Source organism: Bradyrhizobium sp. URHD0069 (genome assembly GCF_000701345.1).
GTDB lineage: Bacteria > Pseudomonadota > Alphaproteobacteria > Rhizobiales > Xanthobacteraceae > Bradyrhizobium.
Genome location: NZ_JNIJ01000025.1, coordinates 25,712 through 47,421, shown reverse-complemented (window position 1 = coordinate 47,421; position 21,710 = coordinate 25,712). Strand labels below are relative to the sequence as shown.

General features: G+C 61.5%; 23 protein-coding genes. All 23 read right to left on the bottom strand.

Annotated features, from left to right (window positions below):
• Positions 1–40 precede the first annotated feature (40 nt).
• Positions 41–415 carry a DUF2946 domain-containing protein gene (locus N554_RS0116570; RefSeq protein WP_029584485.1) on the bottom strand — a complete coding sequence of 125 codons (375 nt, stop codon included), beginning with the start codon at positions 413–415 and terminating at the stop codon, positions 41–43.
• An 801-nt stretch (positions 416–1,216) separates the two neighbouring features.
• Positions 1,217–1,504, bottom strand: coding sequence for a DUF1467 family protein (locus N554_RS0116565; RefSeq protein ID WP_029584484.1), 288 nt, complete (start codon positions 1,502–1,504; stop codon positions 1,217–1,219).
• Positions 1,505–1,510: 6 nt separating this feature from the next.
• Positions 1,511–1,915: a methylmalonyl-CoA epimerase gene (mce, locus tag N554_RS0116560; RefSeq protein ID WP_029584483.1), complete on the bottom strand. Its 405-nt coding sequence runs from the start codon at positions 1,913–1,915 to the stop codon at positions 1,511–1,513.
• A gap of 21 nt (positions 1,916–1,936) precedes the next feature.
• Positions 1,937–3,607, bottom strand: coding sequence for a ribonuclease J (locus tag N554_RS0116555; protein WP_029584482.1), 1,671 nt, complete (start codon positions 3,605–3,607; stop codon positions 1,937–1,939).
• Positions 3,607–4,419 (bottom strand): biotin--[acetyl-CoA-carboxylase] ligase, encoded by an 813-nt coding sequence (locus tag N554_RS0116550; protein WP_029584481.1) that lies wholly within the window; start codon positions 4,417–4,419, stop codon positions 3,607–3,609. Before N554_RS0116550 ends, N554_RS0116555 begins: the two co-directional genes overlap by 1 nt.
• A gap of 100 nt (positions 4,420–4,519) precedes the next feature.
• Positions 4,520–5,956, bottom strand: coding sequence for an NADH-quinone oxidoreductase subunit NuoN (gene nuoN, locus N554_RS0116545; protein WP_029584480.1), 1,437 nt, complete (start codon positions 5,954–5,956; stop codon positions 4,520–4,522).
• A 218-nt stretch (positions 5,957–6,174) separates the two neighbouring features.
• A complete protein-coding gene (locus N554_RS0116540; RefSeq protein ID WP_029584479.1) occupies positions 6,175–7,683 on the bottom strand; it encodes an NADH-quinone oxidoreductase subunit M in 1,509 nt (502 codons plus the stop codon).
• Positions 7,683–9,782 (bottom strand): NADH-quinone oxidoreductase subunit L, encoded by a 2,100-nt coding sequence (gene nuoL / locus N554_RS0116535; RefSeq protein WP_029584478.1) that lies wholly within the window; start codon positions 9,780–9,782, stop codon positions 7,683–7,685. Before nuoL ends, N554_RS0116540 begins: the two co-directional genes overlap by 1 nt.
• Positions 9,783–9,790: 8 nt before the next feature.
• Complete coding sequence (nuoK, locus tag N554_RS0116530; protein WP_029584477.1) at positions 9,791–10,099, bottom strand: NADH-quinone oxidoreductase subunit NuoK; 309 nt, start codon at positions 10,097–10,099, stop codon at positions 9,791–9,793.
• On the bottom strand, positions 10,096–10,734 hold the full coding sequence (locus N554_RS0116525; protein ID WP_029584476.1) for an NADH-quinone oxidoreductase subunit J: 639 nt from the start codon (positions 10,732–10,734) through the stop codon (positions 10,096–10,098). The genes nuoK and N554_RS0116525 overlap by 4 nt, the downstream gene beginning before the upstream one ends.
• Positions 10,735–10,743: 9 nt before the next feature.
• Complete coding sequence (gene nuoI, locus N554_RS0116520; RefSeq protein ID WP_029584475.1) at positions 10,744–11,238, bottom strand: NADH-quinone oxidoreductase subunit NuoI; 495 nt, start codon at positions 11,236–11,238, stop codon at positions 10,744–10,746.
• Positions 11,239–11,245: 7 nt separating this feature from the next.
• A complete protein-coding gene (gene nuoH / locus N554_RS0116515; RefSeq protein WP_029584474.1) occupies positions 11,246–12,316 on the bottom strand; it encodes an NADH-quinone oxidoreductase subunit NuoH in 1,071 nt (356 codons plus the stop codon).
• Between the two features lie 10 nt (positions 12,317–12,326).
• Positions 12,327–14,402 carry an NADH-quinone oxidoreductase subunit NuoG gene (gene nuoG, locus N554_RS0116510; protein WP_029584473.1) on the bottom strand — a complete coding sequence of 692 codons (2,076 nt, stop codon included), beginning with the start codon at positions 14,400–14,402 and terminating at the stop codon, positions 12,327–12,329.
• A gap of 4 nt (positions 14,403–14,406) precedes the next feature.
• Entirely contained in the window at positions 14,407–14,898 is a 492-nt protein-coding gene (locus N554_RS0116505; RefSeq protein ID WP_029584472.1) for a hypothetical protein, read from the bottom strand.
• Between the two features lie 5 nt (positions 14,899–14,903).
• Positions 14,904–16,229: an NADH-quinone oxidoreductase subunit NuoF gene (gene nuoF, locus N554_RS0116500; protein ID WP_029584471.1), complete on the bottom strand. Its 1,326-nt coding sequence runs from the start codon at positions 16,227–16,229 to the stop codon at positions 14,904–14,906.
• A 21-nt stretch (positions 16,230–16,250) separates the two neighbouring features.
• On the bottom strand, positions 16,251–16,415 hold the full coding sequence (locus tag N554_RS41010) for a hypothetical protein (protein WP_197033599.1): 165 nt from the start codon (positions 16,413–16,415) through the stop codon (positions 16,251–16,253).
• Positions 16,416–16,461: 46 nt separating this feature from the next.
• Complete coding sequence (nuoE, locus tag N554_RS0116490) at positions 16,462–17,073, bottom strand: NADH-quinone oxidoreductase subunit NuoE (protein WP_029584469.1); 612 nt, start codon at positions 17,071–17,073, stop codon at positions 16,462–16,464.
• A 14-nt stretch (positions 17,074–17,087) separates the two neighbouring features.
• On the bottom strand, positions 17,088–18,050 hold the full coding sequence (locus tag N554_RS0116485; RefSeq protein ID WP_029584468.1) for an FkbM family methyltransferase: 963 nt from the start codon (positions 18,048–18,050) through the stop codon (positions 17,088–17,090).
• Entirely contained in the window at positions 18,050–19,240 is a 1,191-nt protein-coding gene (locus N554_RS0116480; protein WP_029584467.1) for an NADH-quinone oxidoreductase subunit D, read from the bottom strand. The genes N554_RS0116485 and N554_RS0116480 overlap by 1 nt, the downstream gene beginning before the upstream one ends.
• Before the next feature lie 73 nt (positions 19,241–19,313).
• Positions 19,314–19,694: a four helix bundle protein gene (locus N554_RS0116475; RefSeq protein ID WP_029584466.1), complete on the bottom strand. Its 381-nt coding sequence runs from the start codon at positions 19,692–19,694 to the stop codon at positions 19,314–19,316.
• Positions 19,695–19,717: 23 nt separating this feature from the next.
• On the bottom strand, positions 19,718–20,326 hold the full coding sequence (locus tag N554_RS0116470; RefSeq protein WP_029584465.1) for an NADH-quinone oxidoreductase subunit C: 609 nt from the start codon (positions 20,324–20,326) through the stop codon (positions 19,718–19,720).
• Positions 20,327–20,336: 10 nt separating this feature from the next.
• Positions 20,337–20,933, bottom strand: a complete 597-nt coding sequence (locus N554_RS0116465) for a NuoB/complex I 20 kDa subunit family protein (RefSeq protein WP_029584464.1) — start codon at positions 20,931–20,933, stop codon at positions 20,337–20,339.
• Positions 20,924–21,289: an NADH-quinone oxidoreductase subunit A gene (locus tag N554_RS0116460; RefSeq protein ID WP_029584463.1), complete on the bottom strand. Its 366-nt coding sequence runs from the start codon at positions 21,287–21,289 to the stop codon at positions 20,924–20,926. Before N554_RS0116460 ends, N554_RS0116465 begins: the two co-directional genes overlap by 10 nt.
• Positions 21,290–21,710 lie beyond the last annotated feature (421 nt).

The following is a 21,710-nucleotide window of genomic DNA, read 5'->3' as shown; positions in this document are numbered from 1 at the left end:
CCGGCGCGGCAGTAACCGCACCGATCGCGAGGTTCTTCGGTCAGGAAATGGAGGGCGGCGCGCGGGCTTGGGCGTGAAAGCCGGTTCGGGATCCGAGCAGGCCCGGGGCGGGATCGAGCCAGACCACGCGCTCGGAGGCGCGATAAGGTGTCGTGACCGCGGCCTGAGGCGCGTCAATCGGCGCGCCGTTATGGGCGACGCTGCAGACCGAACAGCAGCCGTCATGGGCACGGGGCTGACCGGTCTGATCGGTCTGGCCGGAACTCGAAGCCCCGTTGTCGTGACAGATCGCAGCCGCATACAGGGGATCTGAGGCGGCGATGCCGGCCGCCCAGCATGCCGCGATCGGTGCGAAGATCTGCACCACCAGGGCAATCAGGACGATTGGAAGGAACTTCCGCAACCGCCGGCGCATCAACGAGTCCACCTGTTCCAATACCGATAACTAACCACGCAGGACGTCGCAAGTCGAGGTCGGTTCCCAACCTTTTGCGGCCGCGTCGCCGCGGAGCTCGAAAGCAAGATTCTTCTGGGGGGAATAACAATGAAATAACGGGAGGGCGCCGGTGTTGTTGTGCGACAGTCTTTCTCAAGTTCTTTTCGGCCCTGTTGCCTTATCCCGAGATATCCGCGCAGCCGAATACAACTTTGGGACGGCGAAATACCAATCATTTCGCAAATTGATCGAATTTTGAACAATCGTTGCCAAAAAAGGTGACAAGGCGAAAAAGATGGTCTACGGATAAAGGCTCAGGCGAGCCGCAAGGCGAAGTCTGGTGGTCCAAGTCTCGGGAGGAGCCCTGGCGCGCACAAGCGGCGTCGCCCCGTCAACCAAGATCAAATCCACATTTTCGGGGAAATAGGGTCGACACAATTTTGAGCAGGGCTTGCGCCCTGCTCTTTTTTCTTTGAAGCGGGGCTCGTTTCTTTGAAGCGGGGCTTGTTTCTTTGGAGCGGGGCGCGGGCCCTGCTCTCTTTTTTTAGCAGGCTTGCCCTCTGCCCTCCTTTTGCAAGATGCTGAAACGATGCGCGAAGCAATCCGATCCCGCACAGCTTTGAACTGGCCGCCGAGCGTTGTGAGGGCTTAACGCCGCTGGTCTATCGGTGGCTGTTTCGCGAACACCCTGAAACCGAAGCGATGTTCGGCGCGAGGCAAACGATCTCGTGAAGGGATCGAGCTGGCGCTGTTTCCCCAAGCCCCGCTAGATCGGTTCGCTCAGAGCGGTATCGACATCAGTTTCGACAGTCGCTCGATATTCAGGTAGCCCGCATTGTAGGCCACCATCGCAACGGCGAAAATGATCGCAGAGATCACCGTGGTCCAGATCAGCTTGCGGCCCATCCCGCTCGCGATCGGCGCGCCGGGATCGGTGCCAGGAATTATCTGACCCGCGCCTTCATCGTCTTCGTGCTGGCTGCGTATGCCGAACGGCAGCGTCAGAAACAGCACGATCCACCACAGCACGAAGTAGATCGCGAACGCCGTTGAGATTGAGTAGACCATCTGGCGTCAAGCCTGCTCGATTTCGACGAGCGCGCCGGAAAAATCCTTCGGATGCAGAAACAGCACCGGCTTGCCATGCGCGCCAATCTTCGGGATACCGTCGCCGAGCACGCGCGCACCCTCCTTGATCAGGGTGTCGCGCGCCGCAATGATGTCGGGCACGTCATAACAGACGTGGTGGATGCCGCCGTCGGCGTTGCGCTCCAGAAATTTGGCGATCGGCGAAGCTTCGCCGAGCGGCTGGATGAATTCGATCTTGGTGTTGGGCAGGGTCACGAACACGGTAATGACCCCGTGCTCCGGCAATGGCACCGCCGCCGAGATGTCGGCACCGAACGCCGCGCCATAGATCTTGGCGGCCTTCTCGGCGTCCCTCACCGCGATCGCTACATGATTGAGCCGGCCCAGCATGGTGCTCCCTCTGCCTTAAACCTAAACCGTCAGAACGTGTATCAGGCACAGCGGCTTCTTGCCCCACTGCTCGCTGATTGACGCCCGCACCGCCCGGCGCACCGATTCCGCCAGCGCGTCAGGGTCGCGCCGCCGAGGACGCGCCAGGCCTTCGATCGTAGATACCACCACGTCGAACACGATCTCGTCGATGGTCTCTCCGGCCGTATTCTTCTCGGGTATGCCGACCAGATCAACCTCGGGGTCGTCGGCCAGCTCGCCCGTTTCGGTCATGGCGATGGCTACGAAGGCGCAGCCGGCAAATCCCATTCGCCTTCGCTCGACTACCGCGCGTGACTTGGAATCCTCCAGAATCGAGCCATCCTTGTAGAGCCGTCCCGACGGCAGTTCCGCGATGATACCGGGATCGCCCGGTCCGAGCTTCACCAGATCGCCGTTGCGGCAGATCAGCACCTTGGGCACGCCGGCGGATCGCGCCAGCTTGGCGTGCTCGAACAGATGCAGCGCCTCGCCATGGACGGGGATCAGCAGCTGCGGGCGCACCCACGAAATCATGTCGCGCAGCTCGTCGCGGCGCGGGTGGCCGGACACATGCACGAGGTGGGTGCGGTCGGTAATGACCTCGACGCCCTGGGTGATGAGGCCATTGATGATGGCGCCGACCGCCTTCTCGTTGCCGGGAATCGTACGCGAGGAAAAAATCACGCAGTCGCCCTTGTTGAGCGTCACCTCCGGATGATCGTCATTGGCGATGCGCGCCAGCGCCGCGCGCGGCTCGCCCTGGCTTCCGGTGCACAGCGCCAGCACCTTGTCGGGCGGGAAATGGCCGTAGAGATCGGCGCCGCGGAACTTCTGCACGCCGTCGAGATAGCCGGTCTCGCGCGCCACCTGCACCACGCGCTCCATGGCGCGGCCGACCACCACGACCTCGCGTCCGGCGGCGCGTGCCGCATCCGCGACCGCGCGCAGCCGCGCGACGTTGGAAGCAAACGTAGTCACGGCGACACGACCTTTGGCCGCCTTCACCAGCTCGGTGATGGTCTTGGAAACCTCGGCTTCCGACGGCGAGCGCCCTTCCCGCACCGCATTGGTGGAATCGCCGACCAGCGCCAGCACGCCGGCATCGCCGAGCTCGCGCAATCGCCGCTCGTCGGTCGGCACGCCGATGATCGGCGTCGGATCGATCTTCCAGTCTCCGGTGTGCAGCACAGTGCCCACTTCCGTACGGATCGCCAGCGCATGCGATTCCGGAATCGAATGCGCCACCGGAATGAATTCGACGTTGAACGGCCCGAGATCGATGCGGCCGCCCGAGGGTACCACCGTGACCGGAATTTTCGGCGGATTGCGCTCGGAAGCGCATTTCGCTTCGAACAGGGCGGCGCTGAATTGCGTCGCGTAGATCGGGCATTTCAGCTTCGGCCACAGCTCGATGATGGCGCCGAAGTGATCTTCGTGGGCGTGCGTCAGCACGAGGCCAACGAGATTGTTGCGCTCTTTTTCAAGAAACTGGATATCGGGCATGATCAGGTCGATGCCCGGCAGGTGTTCCTCGTCACCAAAGGACACGCCGAGATCGATCGCGAGCCAGGAACGCTGATGGCGGTTGCCGAGGCCGTAAATCGACAGGTTCATGCCGATCTCGCCGACGCCGCCAAGGGGCGCGAAGGTCAGTTCGTCCGGTCGCGCCATCAGGCTGCTCCTGCCGATGCCGCCGAGCCGAAATGAACGTCACCCGCGGATATCGGGACCCGCTTGCCGTCGGCCGTCCGCACGATCAGACAGCCTGCCTCGTCGATGGTGTCGAATATGCCCTCCACGGCGGAGCCGTTGGTCAGGATCGCAACTTTCTCTCCGAGTCCGGCCGCGCGCTCCAACCATAGTCGCCGAATCTCGGTAAAGCCGCGGCCATCGTCCCAGATGCCGCGAAATTCCGCCCAGGCGTCCGACAGGCAAGCGAATAATTCCTCCGCGCCGATATGGACGCCGAGCGCCGCAAGCGAGGTCGCAGGCGTCGGGGTGCACTCGGGCGCAGCGATTACGTTGGTGCCGATGCCCACCACGACGGCGAGCTGATCGGCGGTCACGGCCTCGGCTTCCAGCAGGATGCCGGCGAGTTTTTGGCGCCCCGCCAGCACGTCGTTGGGCCATTTCAGCGAGAATTTCATATGGTCCGATCCCGCCGATCTCAACGACGCTTCGATGCTTACTTTTTGCAGCGCCGCCTCCAGCGCCAGTCCCGCCGCAAAGCCCAGTGTCGCCGCGACGGCCGGCGAGACCTCGATCACCTCCAGGATGCTGCTGGCGAGGTTACCGCGCGGCGCGATCCAGCGCCGATGGCGCCGTCCGCGCCCGGCTGTCTGCTCCGATGTCACAAACCACATCGGCCCGCGCTCGCCATCGCGCGCGCGCGACATGGCTTCCGCATTGGTTGAGCCGATGCTCTCGAAGGCAGCGAGCCGATAGCCCGCCGATACGGCTCGATGACCGAGCGAGAATATCATCTCAGGGGTGATCCGGCTTTGCCAAATCCGTCCGGGCGCGGATGTGCTGTTTGGGCATGATCTTCTCCGAAAGCCGGGGGTCCACTTTTCGGGATCATATCTAGAACAATGACCTCGCCGCCACCGTGGCCGCACTCACCAGCGGTCCCGGATAGACGAAGAAAAAGATGTTGAAGAGTCCCGCGACTGCCAGCACCGTGCGCAATTCCATGCGCATCGGATCCAGCGCGCCAACCGGCTCATCGAAATACATCACCTTGATGATGAGGAGATAGTAGTAAGCGCCGACCACGCTGGTGAGCACGCCGACCACCGACAATGTGAATAATCCGGCCTTGATCGCCGCAATGAACACGTAGAATTTCGCGAAAAAGCCCGCGAGCGGCGGAATGCCCGCCAGCGAAAACAGCAGCATGGCGAAGAAGAATGCCAGCAAGGGATTGGTGCGCGACAATCCGGCAAAGTCGCTGATGTTTTCGACATGCTGGCCGTTGCGCTTCATGGTCAGGATCACCGCGAAGCTGCCGAGCGTCATCGCCACATAGATCGCGATATAGACCAGCACGCCCTGGGCGCCCTCAGCGGTGCCGGCGGCCAACCCCACCAGAGCGAAGCCCATATGGCCGATCGACGAATAGGCCATCAGTCGCTTGATGTTCTTCTGCCCGATCGCGGCAAACGATCCCAGCGCCATCGAGGCGATCGCCACGAACACCACGATCTGCTGCCACTGCAAAAGAATGCCCGGAAATGCGGTGAGCGCCACGCGGGTGAACACCGCAAGGGCAGCGACCTTCGGCGCGGAAGCGAAGAACGCGGTGACCGGCGTGGGGGCGCCCTCATAGACGTCGGGCGTCCACATGTGGAACGGCACCGCCGATATCTTGAAGCAAAGCCCGGCGAGCAAGAACACCAGGCCGAACACGACGCCGATGCTGCCGGTCTTCACCGCCGCCGCGATGCCTGCGAAACTCACGGTGCCTGTGAAGCCGTAGACCAGGGAGGCGCCGTAGAGCAGCATGCCCGACGACAGCGCGCCCAGCACGAAATATTTCAAACCCGCTTCGGTCGATTTCGCGTTGTCGCGATTGCTCGCCGCCACCACGTAAAGCGCGAGAGACATCAGCTCGAGCCCGAGATAGAGCATGATCAGGTCGCCGGCCGAGATCAGCACCATCATGCCCAAGGTCGAGAGCAGCACCAGGATGGGGTATTCGAAAATCCGCCGCGACGGATCGGACAGAAATTCCGCCGAAAGAATGAGCGTCGCCACCGAGCCGATCAGGGCGAGGATTTTCAGAAACCGGGCAAAATCGTCGACGATGAAGCTGCCGTCGAAGGTCGTGAGTTTACCGGCCGGCAACGCCAACTCCAGCACGCCGGTCAATACCAGCAGACCAATCGCAAGGTTGGTGACGAGGCTGGTGGTCTGCTGGCCCCGATAGGCCCCCAACATCAGGAGCACCATGGCGCCCACGGCGAGCACAAGCTCCGGCAGCACCGGCAGCAACTGATAACCTGCACTCTCAAAGCTCATGGCGCGTTGTCCTGACTTCGATTCCGATTGAATCAGAACCGAGGCTCATCCTCTTTGTTTTTACGCGTTTTCTTCACGCGAAACGGTTCTCGCTTCGCCGAAAACGCTTCCAGATCATGATCCGATTAGATCGAATCGGATCATGATCTCATCTCTTGGTTCGAGCATGATCTTTCGAAAAACCGGTTGCCGCTTTTCCGGATCATGCTCTAGTGCCTTCACTGCGGCAGCGCGGCTGCCTTCACGGCAGTTACTGCGGCGTTGTAATTGTTGACGAGTTGCTGCACCGACGCCGCCGACATGTCGAGCACCGGCTTCGGGTAGAAGCCGAACAGGATGGTGAGAGCCACCAGCGGCATCAGCGTCAGGCTCTCGCGGAAGGTAAGATCCTTGATGCTCGCCAGCGACGGTCTGGTCAGAGCGCCGAACACGACTCTGCGATAAAGCCATAACGCATAGGCCGCTGACAGGATGACGCCCGTGGTGGCGAGAGTGGCGGTGGCGATCGAGACCTTGAAGGTGCCGATCAGCGTCATGAACTCACCGACGAAGCCGGAAGTGCCGGGCAAGCCGACATTGGCCATGGTGAACACCATGAACACCAGCGCATAGAGCGGCATGCGATTGACGAGGCCGCCATAGGCCGCGATCTCGCGGGTGTGCATGCGGTCGTAGACGACGCCGACGCAGAGGAAGAGCGCCCCCGACACGATGCCGTGCGACACCATCTGGAACACGCCGCCGGCGACGCCCTGGGTGGTGCCGGCGAAAATGCCCATGGTGACGAAGCCCATATGAGCCACCGAGGAATAGGCGATTAGCTTCTTGATATCCTCCTGCATCAGCGCCACCAGCGAGGTGTAGATGATGGCGATGACTGACAGCGAGAAGATCAGCGGCGCGAAATCATGCGACGCGATCGGGAACATCGGCAGCGAGAAACGCAGGAAGCCGTAGCCGCCCATCTTGAGGAGGATCGCGGCCAGGATTACCGAGCCTGCGGTAGGCGCCTCGACATGCGCGTCGGGCAGCCAGGTATGCACCGGCCACATCGGCATCTTCACTGCGAACGAAGCGAAGAACGCCAGCCATGCCCAGGTCTGCAGCGAGCGCGGCACGGTGGTCTGCATCAGGGTCGGAATATCGGTCGTGCCGGCATTCCAGTACAGCGCCATGATTGCCAGCAGCATCAGCACCGAACCGAGCAGCGTGTAGAGGAAGAACTTGAAGGAAGCATAGACCCGGCGCGGGCCGCCCCACACCCCGATGATCAGGAACATCGGGATCAGGCCGCCCTCGAAAAACAGGTAGAACAGCACGAGGTCGAGCGCGGAGAAGGTGCCGACCATCAGCGTTTCCAACAACAGGAACGCCATCATGTATTCGCGCACGCGCATCGTCACGGATTTCCAGCTCGCGATGATGCAGAGCGGCATCAATGCGGTGGTCAGGATCACGAACGGCAGCGAGATGCCGTCGACGCCCATGTGATAGGTGATGGTGTTGGCGAGCCACGGCGCCTTTTCGACGAACTGAAAATCCGGCTGCGCCGGGTCGAAGCGCCAGACCAGGATCAGCGACACCGCGAAGGTGATCAGCGTGGTCCACAGCGCAATCCAGCGCGCATTGCGCCGCGCGGCTTCATCGTCGCCCCGGCTGATATAGATGATCAACGCGCCGACCACCGGCAGGAAGGTGACGACGGAAAGAATCGGCCAGGTTGTCATCACTGGCCTCCCAGGCCGAACATGAACCAGGTGATCAATCCGGCAACCCCGATCAGCATCGCGAAGGCGTAGTGATAGAGATAGCCGGTCTGCAGCCGCACCACGTTGCGGGTTACGTCAAGTACCCGCGCCGACACGCCATCGGGCCCAAAACCGTCGATGATGTAGCCGTCGCCGACCTTCCAAAGGAAAAGTCCGATCCGCTTCGTTGGGCGCACGAAGATCAGATCGTAGAGCTCATCGAAATACCATTTGTTGAGCAGGAACTGGTAGAGCCCATGGTGCTGCTTGGCGAGTTCGACAGGCAAATAGGGCCGGCGGATATAGAATAGCCACGACACCAAAAAGCCCACCGCCATCATGACCGTCGGCAGGAACGCGATGGTCTGGGGGATGTGGTGCATTTCCTCGATGATGTGCGGGTTCATCTTCAGCGATTCGCGGAAGAATTCTTCCACCCCGTGGCCCGCGAACAGCTCTTTGAACGGGAAGCCCGCGAGGATCGATCCGGCTGCGAGAATGCCGATCGGAATGAGCATCCACAGCGGGCTCTCATGCGCGGCTTCGTAGTGCTCCTGATCATGCGGCTCGCCGTGGAAGGTCTTGAAGATCAGGCGCCAGGAATAGAACGAGGTCAGCCCCGCGGCGATCACTGTCAGCAGGAAGCCATAGAACGCCAACGGATTGTGGGAAACGAACGCGGATTCGATGATCGCGTCCTTTGAGAAATAGCCGGCGGTGAGCGGAAAGCCGGTCAGCGACAGCGTGCCGATCACCATCACGATGTAGGTGAATGGGATTTTGTCCTTTAAGCCCCCCATGTTGCGGATGTCCTGCTCGTGATGCATCGCATAGATCACCGAGCCTGAGCCCAAAAACAACAGCGCCTTGAAGAACGCGTGCGTGAACAGATGGAACATGCCGACGGAATAAGCCCCCGCCCCCATCGCCACGAACATGTAGCCGAGCTGCGAACAGGTCGAATAGGCGACGATGCGCTTGATGTCGTTCTGCACGAGGCCGATGGTCGCGGCGAAGAATGCGGTGGTCGCACCGAAGAACATCACCACCGCTTGTGCGTTCGGCGCCAGTTCGAACAGTGGCGACAGCCGTGCCACCATGAAGACGCCGGCGGTGACCATGGTCGCGGCGTGGATCAATGCCGAGACCGGCGTTGGGCCTTCCATGGCGTCCGGCAACCAGGTGTGCAGCAGGAACTGGGCCGATTTGCCCATCGCCCCCATGAACAATAGCACGCATGTCAATGTCAGCGCGTCGGCGTGCCAGCCGAAGAAGTCTATGGTCTTGCCGGTCAGGCCCGGCGCGCCGGCGAAGATCGTGTCGAAGTCGGTCGAGCCGATCAGCATGAAGATCGCGAAAATGCCGAGCGCAAAACCGAAATCGCCGACCCGGTTGACCACGAAGGCCTTGATCGCCGCCGCATTCGCCGACGGCTTCTGATACCAGAAGCCGATCAAGAGATAGCTCGCGAGCCCGACGCCTTCCCAGCCGAAGAACAGCTGCACCAGATTGTCCGCCGTCACCAACATCAGCATCGCGAAGGTGAACAGCGACAGATAGCTGAAGAACCGTGGCCGGTACGGGTCTTCATCCATGTAGCCGATCGAATAGAGATGCACGAGCGACGACACCGTATTGACCACCACCAGCATCACGGCGGTCAGCGTATCGACCCGCAGCGACCACGCGACCTGCAGATCGCCGGAATTGATCCATGGGAACAGCGCGATCCGGGCGTCATGATGCATGAAGCCGACATCGACCAGCGCGAACCAGGACAGCGCCGCCGAAACCAGCAACAATCCGGTCGTGATCAATTCGGCCGCGCGCGATCCCATCGCCGGCGGCTCGACCGCGTGGTGGTCGTCGTGACCGTGGTCGTCACGGGCGCCGGGCTCGTGGCTAGACGCATGGACAATGCCGGCATCCTCATTGGCCGGCACCGCGCCGTGGCCATGCGCGTCACCATGATGCTCGACCGTATCGCCGCTCGGATTGCGCGCATGCGCACCAAAGATAGCGATCAGGCCGGCGATAATCGCCCCGATCAGCGGCAGAAAAACGATTGCCTGGATCATTTGGCGCGTTAGCCCTTCATCAGATTGACGTCTTCAACCGCGATCGAACCGCGGTTGCGGAAATAGACCACCAGCACCGCAAGACCGATCGCGGCTTCCGCCGCCGCCACTGTCAGAACCAGCAGCGCGAACACTTGACCGACGATGTCGCCGAGGAAGGTCGAGAACGCCACCAGGTTGATATTGACCGCGAGCAGGATCAGTTCGATCGACATCAGGATGACGATGATGTTCTTGCGGTTGAGAAAGATGCCGAGGATTCCGAGCGTGAAAAGGATCGCGCCGACCGAGAGATAGTGTCCGAGGCCGATCGTCATTGCACCCACTCCGCCGCGTCGGCGTCCTGCAGTCCCTGCCCCGAGGCCACCTTGCGCACGCTCATGGCGAGTTCGGGCGTCCGCGCGTTCTGCACGTTGATGTCCTGGCGCTTCACACCGACCTTGTGGCGCAGCGTCAGCACGATGGCGCCGATCATCGCGACCAAGAGCACCATCCCGGCGATCTGGAAATAATGAATGTACTTCGTATAAAGCACCAGACCGAGCGCTTCGGTATTGCTGACGTTGGTCGGAATAGCCGCGGTGATCGACTTGGTGGCGGCGACATTGATGACCCAGCCGCCCCCGACCAGCAGCAATTCGGCGAGAAATATTGCGCCGATCACCAGACCGATCGGCAGGTATTCCAGAAAGCCCTCGCGCAGCTCGGTGAAATCGACATCCAGCATCATGATCACGAACAGGAACAGCACCGCGACCGCGCCGACATAGACCACGACCAGGATCATCGCCAGAAATTCGGCGCCCATCAGCACGAACAGGCCGGACGCGTTGACGAACGCCAGGATCAAAAACAGCACGGAGTGCACGGGATTGCGCGACACAATCACCATGACCGCGGAAGCCACGCAAACGCCGGCGAACAGATAGAAGAACAGCGCGGGAAGGATCATGCCCTCACCTCACCGGTACGGCGCGTCGAGTTCGATTGATTTCGCAATCTCGCGCTCCCAGCGGTCGCCGTTGGCGAGAAGTTTCGCCTTGTCATAGTAGAGTTCCTCGCGGGTCTCGGTGGCGAATTCGAAATTCGGTCCCTCGACGATGGCATCGACCGGACAGGCCTCCTGGCACAGCCCGCAATAGATGCATTTCACCATGTCGATGTCGTAGCGCACGGTACGGCGGGTGCCGTCGTTGCGGCGCGGGCCGGCCTCGATGGTGATCGCCTGCGCCGGACAGATCGCCTCGCACAGCTTGCAGGCGATGCAGCGCTCCTCGCCATTGGGATAACGGCGCAGCGCGTGCTCGCCGCGGAAGCGCGGCGAGATCGGCCCCTTCTCGAATGGATAATTCAGCGTCGGCTTCGGCTTGAAGAAATAGCGCATGGCGAGAAAGAACGCCGATACGAATTCGGACAGCAGAAGCGCGCGGGCTGTGGCGTTGACATTGACACTCATAGCGACCTCATTTCGGCGCGAGCCCCGCGAAATGCAGCACGCCGGCGACAACAACCACCATCGCCAGCGACAAGGGCAGGAACACCTTCCAGCCGAGCCGCATCAATTGGTCGTAGCGGTAGCGCGGCACGATCGCCTTCGCCATCGCAAACAGGAAGAACATGAACAGTAGCTTGAGGGTGAACCAGATCACCCCGGGAACCCAGGTGAACGGCGGCAGCGCGACCGGCGGCAGCCAGCCGCCCAGGAACAGGATGGTAGCCAGCGCGCACATCGTGGTAATCGCGACGTATTCGCCGAGCATGAACAACAAATACGGCGTCGAGCCGTATTCGACCATAAAGCCCGCGACCAGCTCGGATTCGGCTTCCACCAAGTCGAACGGCGGCCGGTTGGTTTCCGCCAGCGCCGAGACATAGAACACCACGAACATCGGAAACAGCGGCAGCACGTACCAGTTCAGGAATGTCAGCTTGGGCAAGCCGATCAGGCTAGCAAGCCCGCGCGTGTTCTGCGCTTCGACGACGGCCGACAGGTTCAGCGACCCCGCGCAAAGCAACACGGTGATGATGACGAAGCCGATCGAAACTTCGTAACTGACCATCTGCGCCGCCGAACGAAGCGCTGCGAGGAATGGATATTTCGAGTTCGACGACCAGCCGGCCATGATGATGCCGTAGATCGAAAGCGAGGAGATCGCGAAGATATAGAGCACGCCGACGTTGATGTCGGAGATCACCCAGCCGAGATCCATCGGGATCACCGCCCAGGCCGCCAGCGCCAGCACGCATGATACCAGGGGCGCCAGCAGGAATACGCCCTTGTTGGCACCGGAGGGAATGATCGGTTCCTTCAGCACGAACTTCAAAAGATCGGCAAAGGACTGGAACAGGCCCCAGGGGCCGACCACGTTGGGTCCCCGGCGAATCTGCACCGCCGCCCAGATCTTGCGGTCGGCGAGCAGGATGTAGGCAATCGCGATCAGGAGCACCACGAGCAGCAAGAGGCTCTGCGCGACCATGACGATCAGCGGCCAAAGAAAGCCCGTCCAGAATGCGCTTGTGAAAAATTCGGCCATCAGGTCACGCTCACTCCGCCGCCGTCAGCATTTGCCCGGCAGCCAGCCGCGAACATTCCGCCATTATCGCAGACGCCCGCGCGATCGGGTTGGTCAGGTAGAAATCCTCAACCGAAGACCGCAACGGGGTCTTCTCGACGCTGCCGCCTCTGCGGGCAAGCGTCTTGATGTCGGCCGCCTTGCCGGCTTCGATCTGGTCGATGCGCATCAGATGCGGCGTCGCCTTGAACAGCGCCTGCCGCAGCGCGCTGAGCGAATCGTAAGGCAGCTTTTTGCCCATAACCTCCGACAGCGCGCGGATGATCGCCCAGTCCTCACGCGCCTCCCCCGGGGGAAATGCCGCGCGATTCGCCATCTGTACCCGACCTTCTGTGTTGACGTAGATGCCGGATTTCTCCGTGTAGGCCGCACCGGGCAGGATCACGTCGGCACGGTGGGCGCCGCGCTCGCCATGGGTACCGATGTAAACCACAAATGTACCGTCCGGTACCTTGATCTCATCGGCGCCGAGCAAGAACAGCAGATCGAGGGTCCCGAACGTCGTCATCTGCGCTGTGCTCAGACCGCCCGCGGCTGCGGCAAAGCCGATGTCGAGCGCGCCGACGCGCGAGGCGCTATCGTGCAGGACAGAGAAGCCATTCCAGCCCTCTTTCACCACGCCGAGATCCAGCGCGAGCGTTGCCGCAAGCGCGAGAACCGCGGCGCCATCATGCCGGGCGGCCGCACCGGTTCCGACCAGCACGATCGGATGTTTGGCAGCCTTCAGCACGTCGGCGAAAAAATGCTTGCCGGCGGCGAGTTCCCTGAGTGAATCCGTGCCGGCGCCAAGATAGTCGTAACCGTAAGTGAGCTCGGCCTTGGCGCCGATGACGCCGATCTTGAGTTGACCGGTGCGCCAACGCTTGCGGATGCGCGCGTTGAGAACGGAGGCCTCCTTGCGCGGATTCGAACCGACAATCAGCAGTGCGTCAGCCTGCTCGATGCCGGCGATGGTCGGATTGAAGATATAGGAGGCGCGGCCGGCCGCCGGGTCGAAAGCGTCGCCGCCCTGGACCGCGAGATTGACCGAGCCGTACTTTGCCAGCAGATCCCTAAGCGCAAACATCTCCTCGACCGCAGCGAGATCGCCGGCAATAGCCCCGATCCGCCTGCCGTCGCTGAGCCTTGCCTTGGCTGCGATAGCGCTGAACGCTTCCGACCACGATGCGGCGCGCAGTTGGCCATTCTCCCTAATGTAGGGACGGTCGAGCCGCTGCGTGCGCAGGCCGTCGACGATGTGCCGGGTCTTGTCAGAAATCCACTCCTCGTTGACCGCCTCGTTGACGCGCGGCAGGATCCGCATCACCTCGCGGCCGCGGGTATCGACCCGGATAGCCGACCCAACGCCATCCATCACGTCGATCGACTGGGTCTTGCCGAGCTCCCACGGCCGCGCCGCGAACGCGTAAGGCTTTGAGGTCAGCGCGCCCACCGGGCAGATATCAACGAGGTTGCCCTGCAGTTCCGAAGTCAGTGCCGATTCGAGATAAGTGGTAATTTCCATGTCCTCGCCGCGGCCGGTCGCGCCGATCTCAGGCACGCCGCAGACTTCGGCGGCAAAGCGGACGCAGCGCGTGCACTGGATACAGCGGTTCATCGAGGTCTTGACCAGCGCGCCCAGATATTTGTCCTCGACCGCGCGCTTGTTTTCGGCGAAACGGCTGGTGTCGACGCCGTATCCCATCGCCTGATCCTGCAGGTCGCACTCGCCGCCCTGATCGCAGATCGGGCAATCCAGGGGATGGTTGATCAGCAGGAACTCCATCACGCCTTCGCGCGCCTTCTTCACCATCGGCGAGCGGGTGGAGATTTCCGGCGGCTCACCCTTGGGGCCGGGACGGCAATCGCGAACGCCCCAGGCGCAGCTCGCGACGGGCTTCGGGCCGCCCTTGATCTCGACCAGGCACATCCGGCAATTGCCGGCGATCGACAGCCGCTCGTGGTAGCAAAAGCGCGGAATTTCCGCGCCCGCGGCCTCGCACGCCTGCAACAGCGTGAATTCCGCGGGAACATCGATCTCTTTGCCATCGATGATGAGTTTGGTCATTGCCTCAAGTCTTTCCCAGCTTGCAATCCGGAGGTGTGACGCTGGCGGTCTTCATGGACGCCTTTACCCATTGCTGGGTATCAGTGCTGTAGGTCGCGAGATAAGCGGGCTCGGCCTTGTCCTTCTCGCACAAGAACGGCAGATGCGGCTTCAGATCGTAATCGCAGGAAGCCACCCATTCCCGCCGGTCGGCGAATGCGACGGTCGCCTCCTCGCAGGCATAGAGGAAATAGGAGACAAAGCTCTCGTATTGAACCTGCTCGTCGCGGCTGCTCTCCTTGATCTTGTCAAAGTCCGGCTGCGAGAATTTCGGGTTTCTGAACGCCAGGTCGGTGTACCCGAGAAACGCCTGCCGCGCGCTTGCCGCACGATTGTTCGAGCGGATTTCGTTGATCTGAAACAGGATCGCCGCGAAGCCGAGCAGCGCCACGGTGGCTTGCGCCATCTGCGCCAGCGTCCCGTATTTCTGCCACCAGAGAATACTCGGTTGCGACATCGATATCACTCCGCCGCGACCATGTGCGCGGGATCGAGAACGCCGACATCGTCAATATCCGCCTTGTGCGAATACTGTGCGATCCGCTGCTCGATCTCGTGACGGAAATGGGCGATCAGGCCCTGGATCGGCCACGCTGCGGCGTCACCGAGCGCGCAAATGGTATGGCCCTCGACCTGCTTGGTAACCTCCAGCAACATGTCGATCTCGCGCTTATGGGCGCGGCCCTCGGCCATCCGGGTCAACACCCGCCACATCCACCCGGTTCCCTCGCGGCACGGCGTGCATTGGCCGCAGCTCTCGTGCTTGTAGAAATAGGAGATCCGGGCGATCGCGCGGATCAGATCGGTCGATTTGTCCATCACGATCACGGCGGCGGTGCCGAGACCGGAGCGCAGTTTGCTTAGGCTGTCGAAATCCATCGGCGTATCGATGATCTGTTCGGCCGGCACCATGCGCACCGAGGAGCCGCCGGGGATCACCGCCTTGAGATTATCCCAGCCGCCGCGGATGCCGCCGCAGTGGCGTTCGATCAGCTCGCGGAACGGAATTCCCATCGCCTCTTCGACGTTGCAGGGGCGCTCGACATGACCGGAGATGCAGAACAGTTTGGTACCGACGTTGTTGGGCCGGCCGATGGCCGCGAACCACGCCGCGCTGCGCCGCAGGATATCCGGGGCGACCGCGATCGACTCGACATTGTTGACGGTGGTCGGGCAGCCATAAAGACCGACATTGGCCGGGAACGGCGGTTTTAACCGCGGCATGCCCTTCTTGCCTTCGAGGCTTTCCAGCAGCGCGGTCTCTTCGCCGCAGATATAGGCGCCCGCGCCATGCGTCACGTAAAGGTCGAACGGCCAGCCGTTGACATTGTCCTTGCCGATCAGCTTCGCCTCATAGGCCTGATCGACCGCGGCCTGCAGATGTTCGCGCTCCCTGATGAATTCGCCGCGCACATAGATGTAGCAGGCGTGCGCGCCCATCGCGAAGCTCGCGAGCAGGCAGCCCTCGACCAGAAGATGCGGGTCGTGCCGCATGATCTCGCGGTCCTTGCAAGTGCCGGGTTCGGACTCGTCGGCATTGACTACCAGATAGCTCGGCCGGCCGTCGGTCGATTCCTTCGGCATGAACGACCATTTCAACCCGGTCGGAAAACCGGCCCCGCCGCGCCCGCGCAGGCCGGAAGCCTTCATCTCGTTGATGATCCAGTCGCGGCCCTTGTCGATGATCGCCTTGGTGCCGTCCCAGGCGCCGCGGCGGCGCGCGGCTTCGAGGCGCCAGTCGTGGAGGCCGTAGAGATTGCGAAAGATGCGATCCTTGTCGTCGAGCATGACGTGCGGCTTCCTAAGGGGTCAGCGATTGGACTGCATGTAGGCGAGGCCTGCGGCGCATCCACCGAAGGTCAGCGCCCATAGCAGGCTTGATTCAAACGTTGCACTCAGCGCGTAACGCTGCAGCAGGAAAATGAATGCAGCGGCTGCTGTCGCATGCAGCGCGATATAGCGCCAACTTTTCATTGCTCCGATACTCCCCGGTCCGGCCACTTGCAATGTGCGGTCCCCTTCATGAGGTTTCCTTCAACGTGGTCGGCCCGCCTACCGGTGCTGAGAACTGACGATCGACCTGCGGCCCAGGCTTCGGAGGGTTGCCGGAGGCAAATCCGTCCAGCACCTTGCCAAAATTTTCCTTGGTCAGATCCTCGTAGGTATCCTTCCAGATCAGCACCATCGGCGCGTTCACGCAGGCGCCAAGGCATTCGACCTCCTCCCAGCTGAAATTTCCATCCTTGGACAGATGAAAGGGATCGTGGTGTATGCGGCTCTGGCAGACCTCGATAATATCGCCGGCGCCGCGCAGCCGGCAGGGCGTGGTGCCGCAGACCTGGACATGCGCCTTCTTGCCGACCGGCTGCAACTGGAACATCGTGTAGAAGGTCGCGATTTCCAGCGCGCGGATGTAGGGCATGTCGAGCAAATCTGCGACTGCGCGGATCGCGACTTCCGAAACCCACCCCTCGTGCTGCTCCTGGACCCGCCACAGGATCGGGATGACAGCGGACGCCTGCCGACCGGGCGGATATTTCGCGATCTCCGCTTTCGCCCAGGCGAGGTTTTCGTCCGTGAACGTGAAGTTCGCGGGCTGTAGTTCCTTCGGTGCGAGGCGGCGGACGGACATTGTCGTTCAGTCTCTCATTGCATGCGGCGCGCGGCATTGGCGTTGAGGGCGCTAATCCGGTCTTGCCAGAAGGCGCTTGCGGTGCCGAACACGTTATAGCCGACGTGGGTTGAAACCTTGATGCGGTCGAGGATCGAAAGCTCGGTCACGGTTTCCAGCCGGTTGCTGCGCGGATCGTAGACGATCAGCTTGAGCGGCGTCTGTTCGAGGATATACCGCGATACGGTATGCCCGGGATCGTTGCCGTGTTCCTCGCACAACAAGACGCTGTCGCTCCGCAACAGCCGGGTGCCGCTCTTGATGGCTTCAATCTCGACGCCTTCGACGTCGAGCTTGATCAGGTACTTTCCGCCAGCAGAAATCTTGCCGTCGTCCAGCAGGTCGTCGAGCGCAATGACCGGCACCTCCTCACCGCAGCCGCCGGGGCCGCCTGCAATGCTGAATGCCTCATGCTTGGTGCCGGACAGCCGCGCAGTGCCGCGCGCTGCCCCGATTGCGCATTTCATGACCTTAAAACGGTTACCGTTGATTTCGGCGTTGTTCTTGAGCTTGGCGAAATTCTGCGACGACGGCTCGATCGCGATCGCTTTGTGCGAACCGTAGGGCGCGCTCGAGATCAGCACCGACCAGTAGCCATAGTTGGCGCCGCAATCGAGCAGCGTATAATCGACGTCGGCGGAATCCTGAAACAGCAGTTCAAGCTCGTTTTCGTAGGAGAACGAACGGTTGAGCAGCTTGCTCCAGTAACCGTCGCCATAGGGAAAAGCGAAGGTCGCATCCGAATTGAGTTTGATCGCGATGTCGCGCGCGGGCAGCGTCTTGCGCAGGAGATTGGCGCAGCCGTTATAGCCGCGATGGGAAAAATTCGACGCCACCTTCGAGCCTGACGACAGCGCAAGCGCGGCAAGGCGCTCCCACGCATTGGCTCCCTCGAGAACGCCGGTGGCCCGATCAAACTGGATGGGCGGCACCGCCATCACCGATCGACCTCTCCGAACACGATGTCGAGCGAGCCCAGGATCGCGGAGACGTCGGCCAGCAGATGGTTCTTGCAGATGAAATCCATCGCCTGCAGATGCGCAAAGCCCGGCGCGCGGATCTTGCATTTGTAGGGCTTGTTGCTGCCGTCGGCGACCAGATAGACGCCGAACTCGCCTTTCGGCGCCTCGACCGCGGCGTAGACCTCGCCGGCCGGTACGTGGAATCCCTCGGTGTAGAGCTTGAAGTGATGGATCAGCGCTTCCATCGAGCGCTTCATCTCGCCCCGGCGCGGCGGGAAGATCTTGTTGTCCTCCACCGCGACAGGACCCTGGCCGTCGCGGGCGCGCAGCTTCTCGATGCACTGCTTCATGATTCGCACGGACTGGCGCATCTCTTCCATGCGGATGCAGTAGCGGTCGTAGCAATCGCCGTTCTTGCCGATCGGGATGTCGAAATCCATCTCGTCGTAGCATTCGTAAGGCTGCGCCTTGCGCAGATCCCACGCGGCGCCGGAGCCGCGCACCATCACGCCGGAAAAACCCCATTCCCAGGCCTGCTTGAGCGTGACGACGCCGATATCGACGTTGCGCTGCTTGAAGATGCGGTTACCGGTGAGCAGCTGCTCGAGATCGTCGACCACGCCCAGGAACGGATCGCACCAGGCATCGATGTCGTCGATCAGTTTTGGCGGCAGGTCCTGGTGCACGCCGCCGACCCGGAAATAGGCCGCATGCATCCGCGAGCCGGAGGCGCGCTCGTAAAACACCATCAGCTTTTCGCGCTCTTCAAAGCCCCATAGCGGCGGGGTCAGCGCGCCGACATCCATCGCCTGTGTCGTAACGTTGAGAAGATGCGACAGCAGGCGACCGATCTCGCAGTACAAAACCCGAATCAGCTGCGCGCGGCGCGGCACGGTGATGCCGAGCAGCTTTTCCGCAGCCAGACAAAACGCGTGCTCCTGATTCATCGGCGCGACGTAGTCGAGCCGGTCGAAATACGGGATCGCCTGCAAATAGGTCTTGTGCTCGATCAGCTTCTCGGTGCCGCGATGAAGCAGGCCGATATGCGGATCGACCCGCGCGACCACTTCGCCGTCGAGCTCCAGCACCAGACGCAACACGCCGTGCGCGGCCGGATGCTGCGGCCCGAAATTGATGGTGAAATTGCGGAGATTGTGCTCGGTCATTGACGTGCGCTCCGCGCCTTGGCGAGTAGCGAGTAGCGAGTAGCGAGTAGCGAATTGCAACTAGCGATGGGCATCATTTCGCTGCCTTGTCCTGCAGCGACCGTATCAAAGCGCGAAGCATTTTGCCCAAACTCTCGCACTGAACGAGAATCGGTTGCAAATCCAGCACCGGCAGGATGCCTACGCGCTCCGCCAAGAGCAGGTGCGTTTCCAGCTCTTTCAGAGATCCCTGCGAGATTCGCAGATGCTGGACGAAGTTGCCGGTGTTTTCCCGTCCGTGACCTTCTGCAATGTTGGCTGGCACCGATCCCCCCGCCCGCCGGATTTGCGACGTCAATCCGAACTGTTCGTCGCGAGGAAATTGGCGCGTCGATCGATAGCAGGACTCCGCCAAGGTCATGGCATCCTGCCATACCCTCAGGTCCCGGTATGAATTGATCGATTGGTCGGTCAACAGCCATTCCTATTCGCTACTCGCTATTCGCTGCTTTTCTTCTCATCGCCCGGCAGCGGATAGTCCGCCCCTTCCCATGGCGAGAGGAAATCGAAGTTGCGGAATTCCTGATTGAGACGGACGGGTTCGTAGAGCACCCTCTTCTCCTGATCGTCGTAGCGCACCTCGACGAAGCCGGTGAGTGGGAAATCCTTGCGCAGCGGGTGGCCCTCAAAGCCATAATCGGTCAACAACCGCCGCATGTCCGGATGACCGGTGAAGATCACGCCGTAGAGATCATAGGCTTCGCGCTCGAACCAGTCGGCACCCGGAAACACCTCGATGATCGACGGCACCTGGGTGGTCTCATCGGCTTCGGCGCGCAGACGGATGCGCTCGTTCAGTGTCGGCGACAGCAGGTGATAGACCACGTCGAAACGCTTTTCACGGCCCGGATAATCCACCGCCGTCACATCGATGAAGCTAACGAAGCGACAGCCCGGATCGTCTCGCAGGAAGCGCACGACATCGACGATCTTGTCCGCCTGCACCGTGACCGTGAGCTGGTTGAACGCGATCGAATGACCGGTCGCAGCGCCCGGAAGCGCACCAACAATCGTCTGCCCCAGGGCGTCGAGCCTGCCGTCGTCCATTGTTAAAACCTTAGCGTTCGATGGTTCCGATGCGCCGGATCTTTTTCTGCAGCAGCATCACGCCGTAAAGCAGCGCTTCCGCCGTGGGCGGGCAGCCGGGCACATAGATGTCGATGGGAACGATGCGGTCGCAGCCGCGCACCACCGAATAGGAATAATGATAGTAGCCGCCGCCATTGGCGCACGACCCCATCGAGATCACGTAGCGCGGCTCCGGCATCTGGTCGTAGACCTTGCGCAGCGCCGGCGCCATCTTGTTGGTCAGCGTGCCCGCAACGATCATGACGTCGGACTGACGCGGCGAAGCGCGCGGCGCGAAACCGAAGCGCTCGGCGTCATAGCGCGGCATCGACATCTGCATCATCTCGACCGCGCAACAGGCCAGACCGAAGGTCATCCACATCAGCGAACCCGTGCGCGCCCAGGTGATCAGGTCGTCGGTCGCGGCGACGAAAAAGCCCTTGTCGGACAGTTCGTGATTGACCTCGAGAAAGTAAGGGTCATTGGCGCCGACCGGCCTTCCGGTGGCGGGATCGAGAATGCCGGTTGCGGCCGGGGCAACGGCCGGTGCAAGTCCGAGCTTTGCGGCAGCGGGGCTCAGTCCCATTCGAGCGCGCCTTTCTTCCATTCGTAGGCAAAGCCGACGGTGAGGACCGCGAGGAAAACCACCATCGACCAGAAACCGGTGGCGCCAAGCTTCCCGAATGCCACCGCCCACGGGAACAGGAATGCCACCTCCAGATCGAAGATAATAAACAGGATGGCCACCAGGTAGAACCGGACGTCGAATTTCATCCGGGCGTCGTCAAAAGCGTTGAACCCGCATTCATACGCGGAAAGCTTTTCCGGATCGGGCTGCTGGAAGGCGACCAGGAAGGGAGCGATGAGCAGCGCCAAACCGATCAGGCTTGCGACTCCGACAAATACGACAAGTGGAAGGTAATCCTGCAGAATGCCGGTCATCGGCGGTGCCTTTTCCTGCGGTTCTGGCCCCCGCAGATTCGTTAAATTGGAATTATTCTGAGGCTTAGCGCAGCGCAACAAGGGGCGCAAGACAAGCCGTTCCCACGGGTTCCCCTACCCCGAGCGCAGCGGAAAATGCCGGAAGCCCCCGCTGGGTAGAGACATTCCCGCGGCAAAGACCCGGCCGCTTCACGCTCCCTGCTTCCTCCGGCATTCACGGCTGCCCCGACCTGAATTCTTCTCGCCCCGATCGCAAACAAGAATCGCCAACGCCGTGGATTAGAGGCGGCAATTAACGGTCCAGCGGGATCGCGAACTCGGCATCACAATGTGATGAAACCGTCCGCCTGTCCGACGAAACCATATTGAGGAACCCACGAAACCACCGTGAAACAAACCGCGGGTAAACCTTCTGCCAACT

Bases quoted from the DNA above. Each gene is read 5' to 3' on its own strand.
- N554_RS0116570 (WP_029584485.1), bottom strand. From the start codon at position 415: ATGCGCCGGCGGTTGCGGAAGTTCCTTCCAATCGTCCTGATTGCCCTG.
- N554_RS0116565 (WP_029584484.1), bottom strand. From the start codon at position 1,504: ATGGTCTACTCAATCTCAACGGCGTTCGCGATCTACTTCGTGCTGTGG.
- mce (WP_029584483.1), bottom strand. From the start codon at position 1,915: ATGCTGGGCCGGCTCAATCATGTAGCGATCGCGGTGAGGGACGCCGAG.
- N554_RS0116555 (WP_029584482.1), bottom strand. From the start codon at position 3,607: ATGGCGCGACCGGACGAACTGACCTTCGCGCCCCTTGGCGGCGTCGGC.
- N554_RS0116550 (WP_029584481.1), bottom strand. From the start codon at position 4,419: ATGATATTCTCGCTCGGTCATCGAGCCGTATCGGCGGGCTATCGGCTC.
- nuoN (WP_029584480.1), bottom strand. From the start codon at position 5,956: ATGAGCTTTGAGAGTGCAGGTTATCAGTTGCTGCCGGTGCTGCCGGAG.
- N554_RS0116540 (WP_029584479.1), bottom strand. From the start codon at position 7,683: ATGACAACCTGGCCGATTCTTTCCGTCGTCACCTTCCTGCCGGTGGTC.
- nuoL (WP_029584478.1), bottom strand. From the start codon at position 9,782: ATGATCCAGGCAATCGTTTTTCTGCCGCTGATCGGGGCGATTATCGCC.
- nuoK (WP_029584477.1), bottom strand. From the start codon at position 10,099: ATGACGATCGGCCTCGGACACTATCTCTCGGTCGGCGCGATCCTTTTC.
- N554_RS0116525 (WP_029584476.1), bottom strand. From the start codon at position 10,734: ATGATCCTTCCCGCGCTGTTCTTCTATCTGTTCGCCGGCGTTTGCGTG.
- nuoI (WP_029584475.1), bottom strand. From the start codon at position 11,238: ATGAGTGTCAATGTCAACGCCACAGCCCGCGCGCTTCTGCTGTCCGAA.
- nuoH (WP_029584474.1), bottom strand. From the start codon at position 12,316: ATGGCCGAATTTTTCACAAGCGCATTCTGGACGGGCTTTCTTTGGCCG.
- nuoG (WP_029584473.1), bottom strand. From the start codon at position 14,402: ATGACCAAACTCATCATCGATGGCAAAGAGATCGATGTTCCCGCGGAA.
- N554_RS0116505 (WP_029584472.1), bottom strand. From the start codon at position 14,898: ATGTCGCAACCGAGTATTCTCTGGTGGCAGAAATACGGGACGCTGGCG.
- nuoF (WP_029584471.1), bottom strand. From the start codon at position 16,229: ATGCTCGACGACAAGGATCGCATCTTTCGCAATCTCTACGGCCTCCAC.
- N554_RS41010 (WP_197033599.1), bottom strand. From the start codon at position 16,415: ATGAAAAGTTGGCGCTATATCGCGCTGCATGCGACAGCAGCCGCTGCA.
- nuoE (WP_029584469.1), bottom strand. From the start codon at position 17,073: ATGTCCGTCCGCCGCCTCGCACCGAAGGAACTACAGCCCGCGAACTTC.
- N554_RS0116485 (WP_029584468.1), bottom strand. From the start codon at position 18,050: ATGGCGGTGCCGCCCATCCAGTTTGATCGGGCCACCGGCGTTCTCGAG.
- N554_RS0116480 (WP_029584467.1), bottom strand. From the start codon at position 19,240: ATGACCGAGCACAATCTCCGCAATTTCACCATCAATTTCGGGCCGCAG.
- N554_RS0116470 (WP_029584465.1), bottom strand. From the start codon at position 20,326: ATGGACGACGGCAGGCTCGACGCCCTGGGGCAGACGATTGTTGGTGCG.
- N554_RS0116465 (WP_029584464.1), bottom strand. From the start codon at position 20,933: ATGGGACTGAGCCCCGCTGCCGCAAAGCTCGGACTTGCACCGGCCGTT.
- N554_RS0116460 (WP_029584463.1), bottom strand. From the start codon at position 21,289: ATGACCGGCATTCTGCAGGATTACCTTCCACTTGTCGTATTTGTCGGA.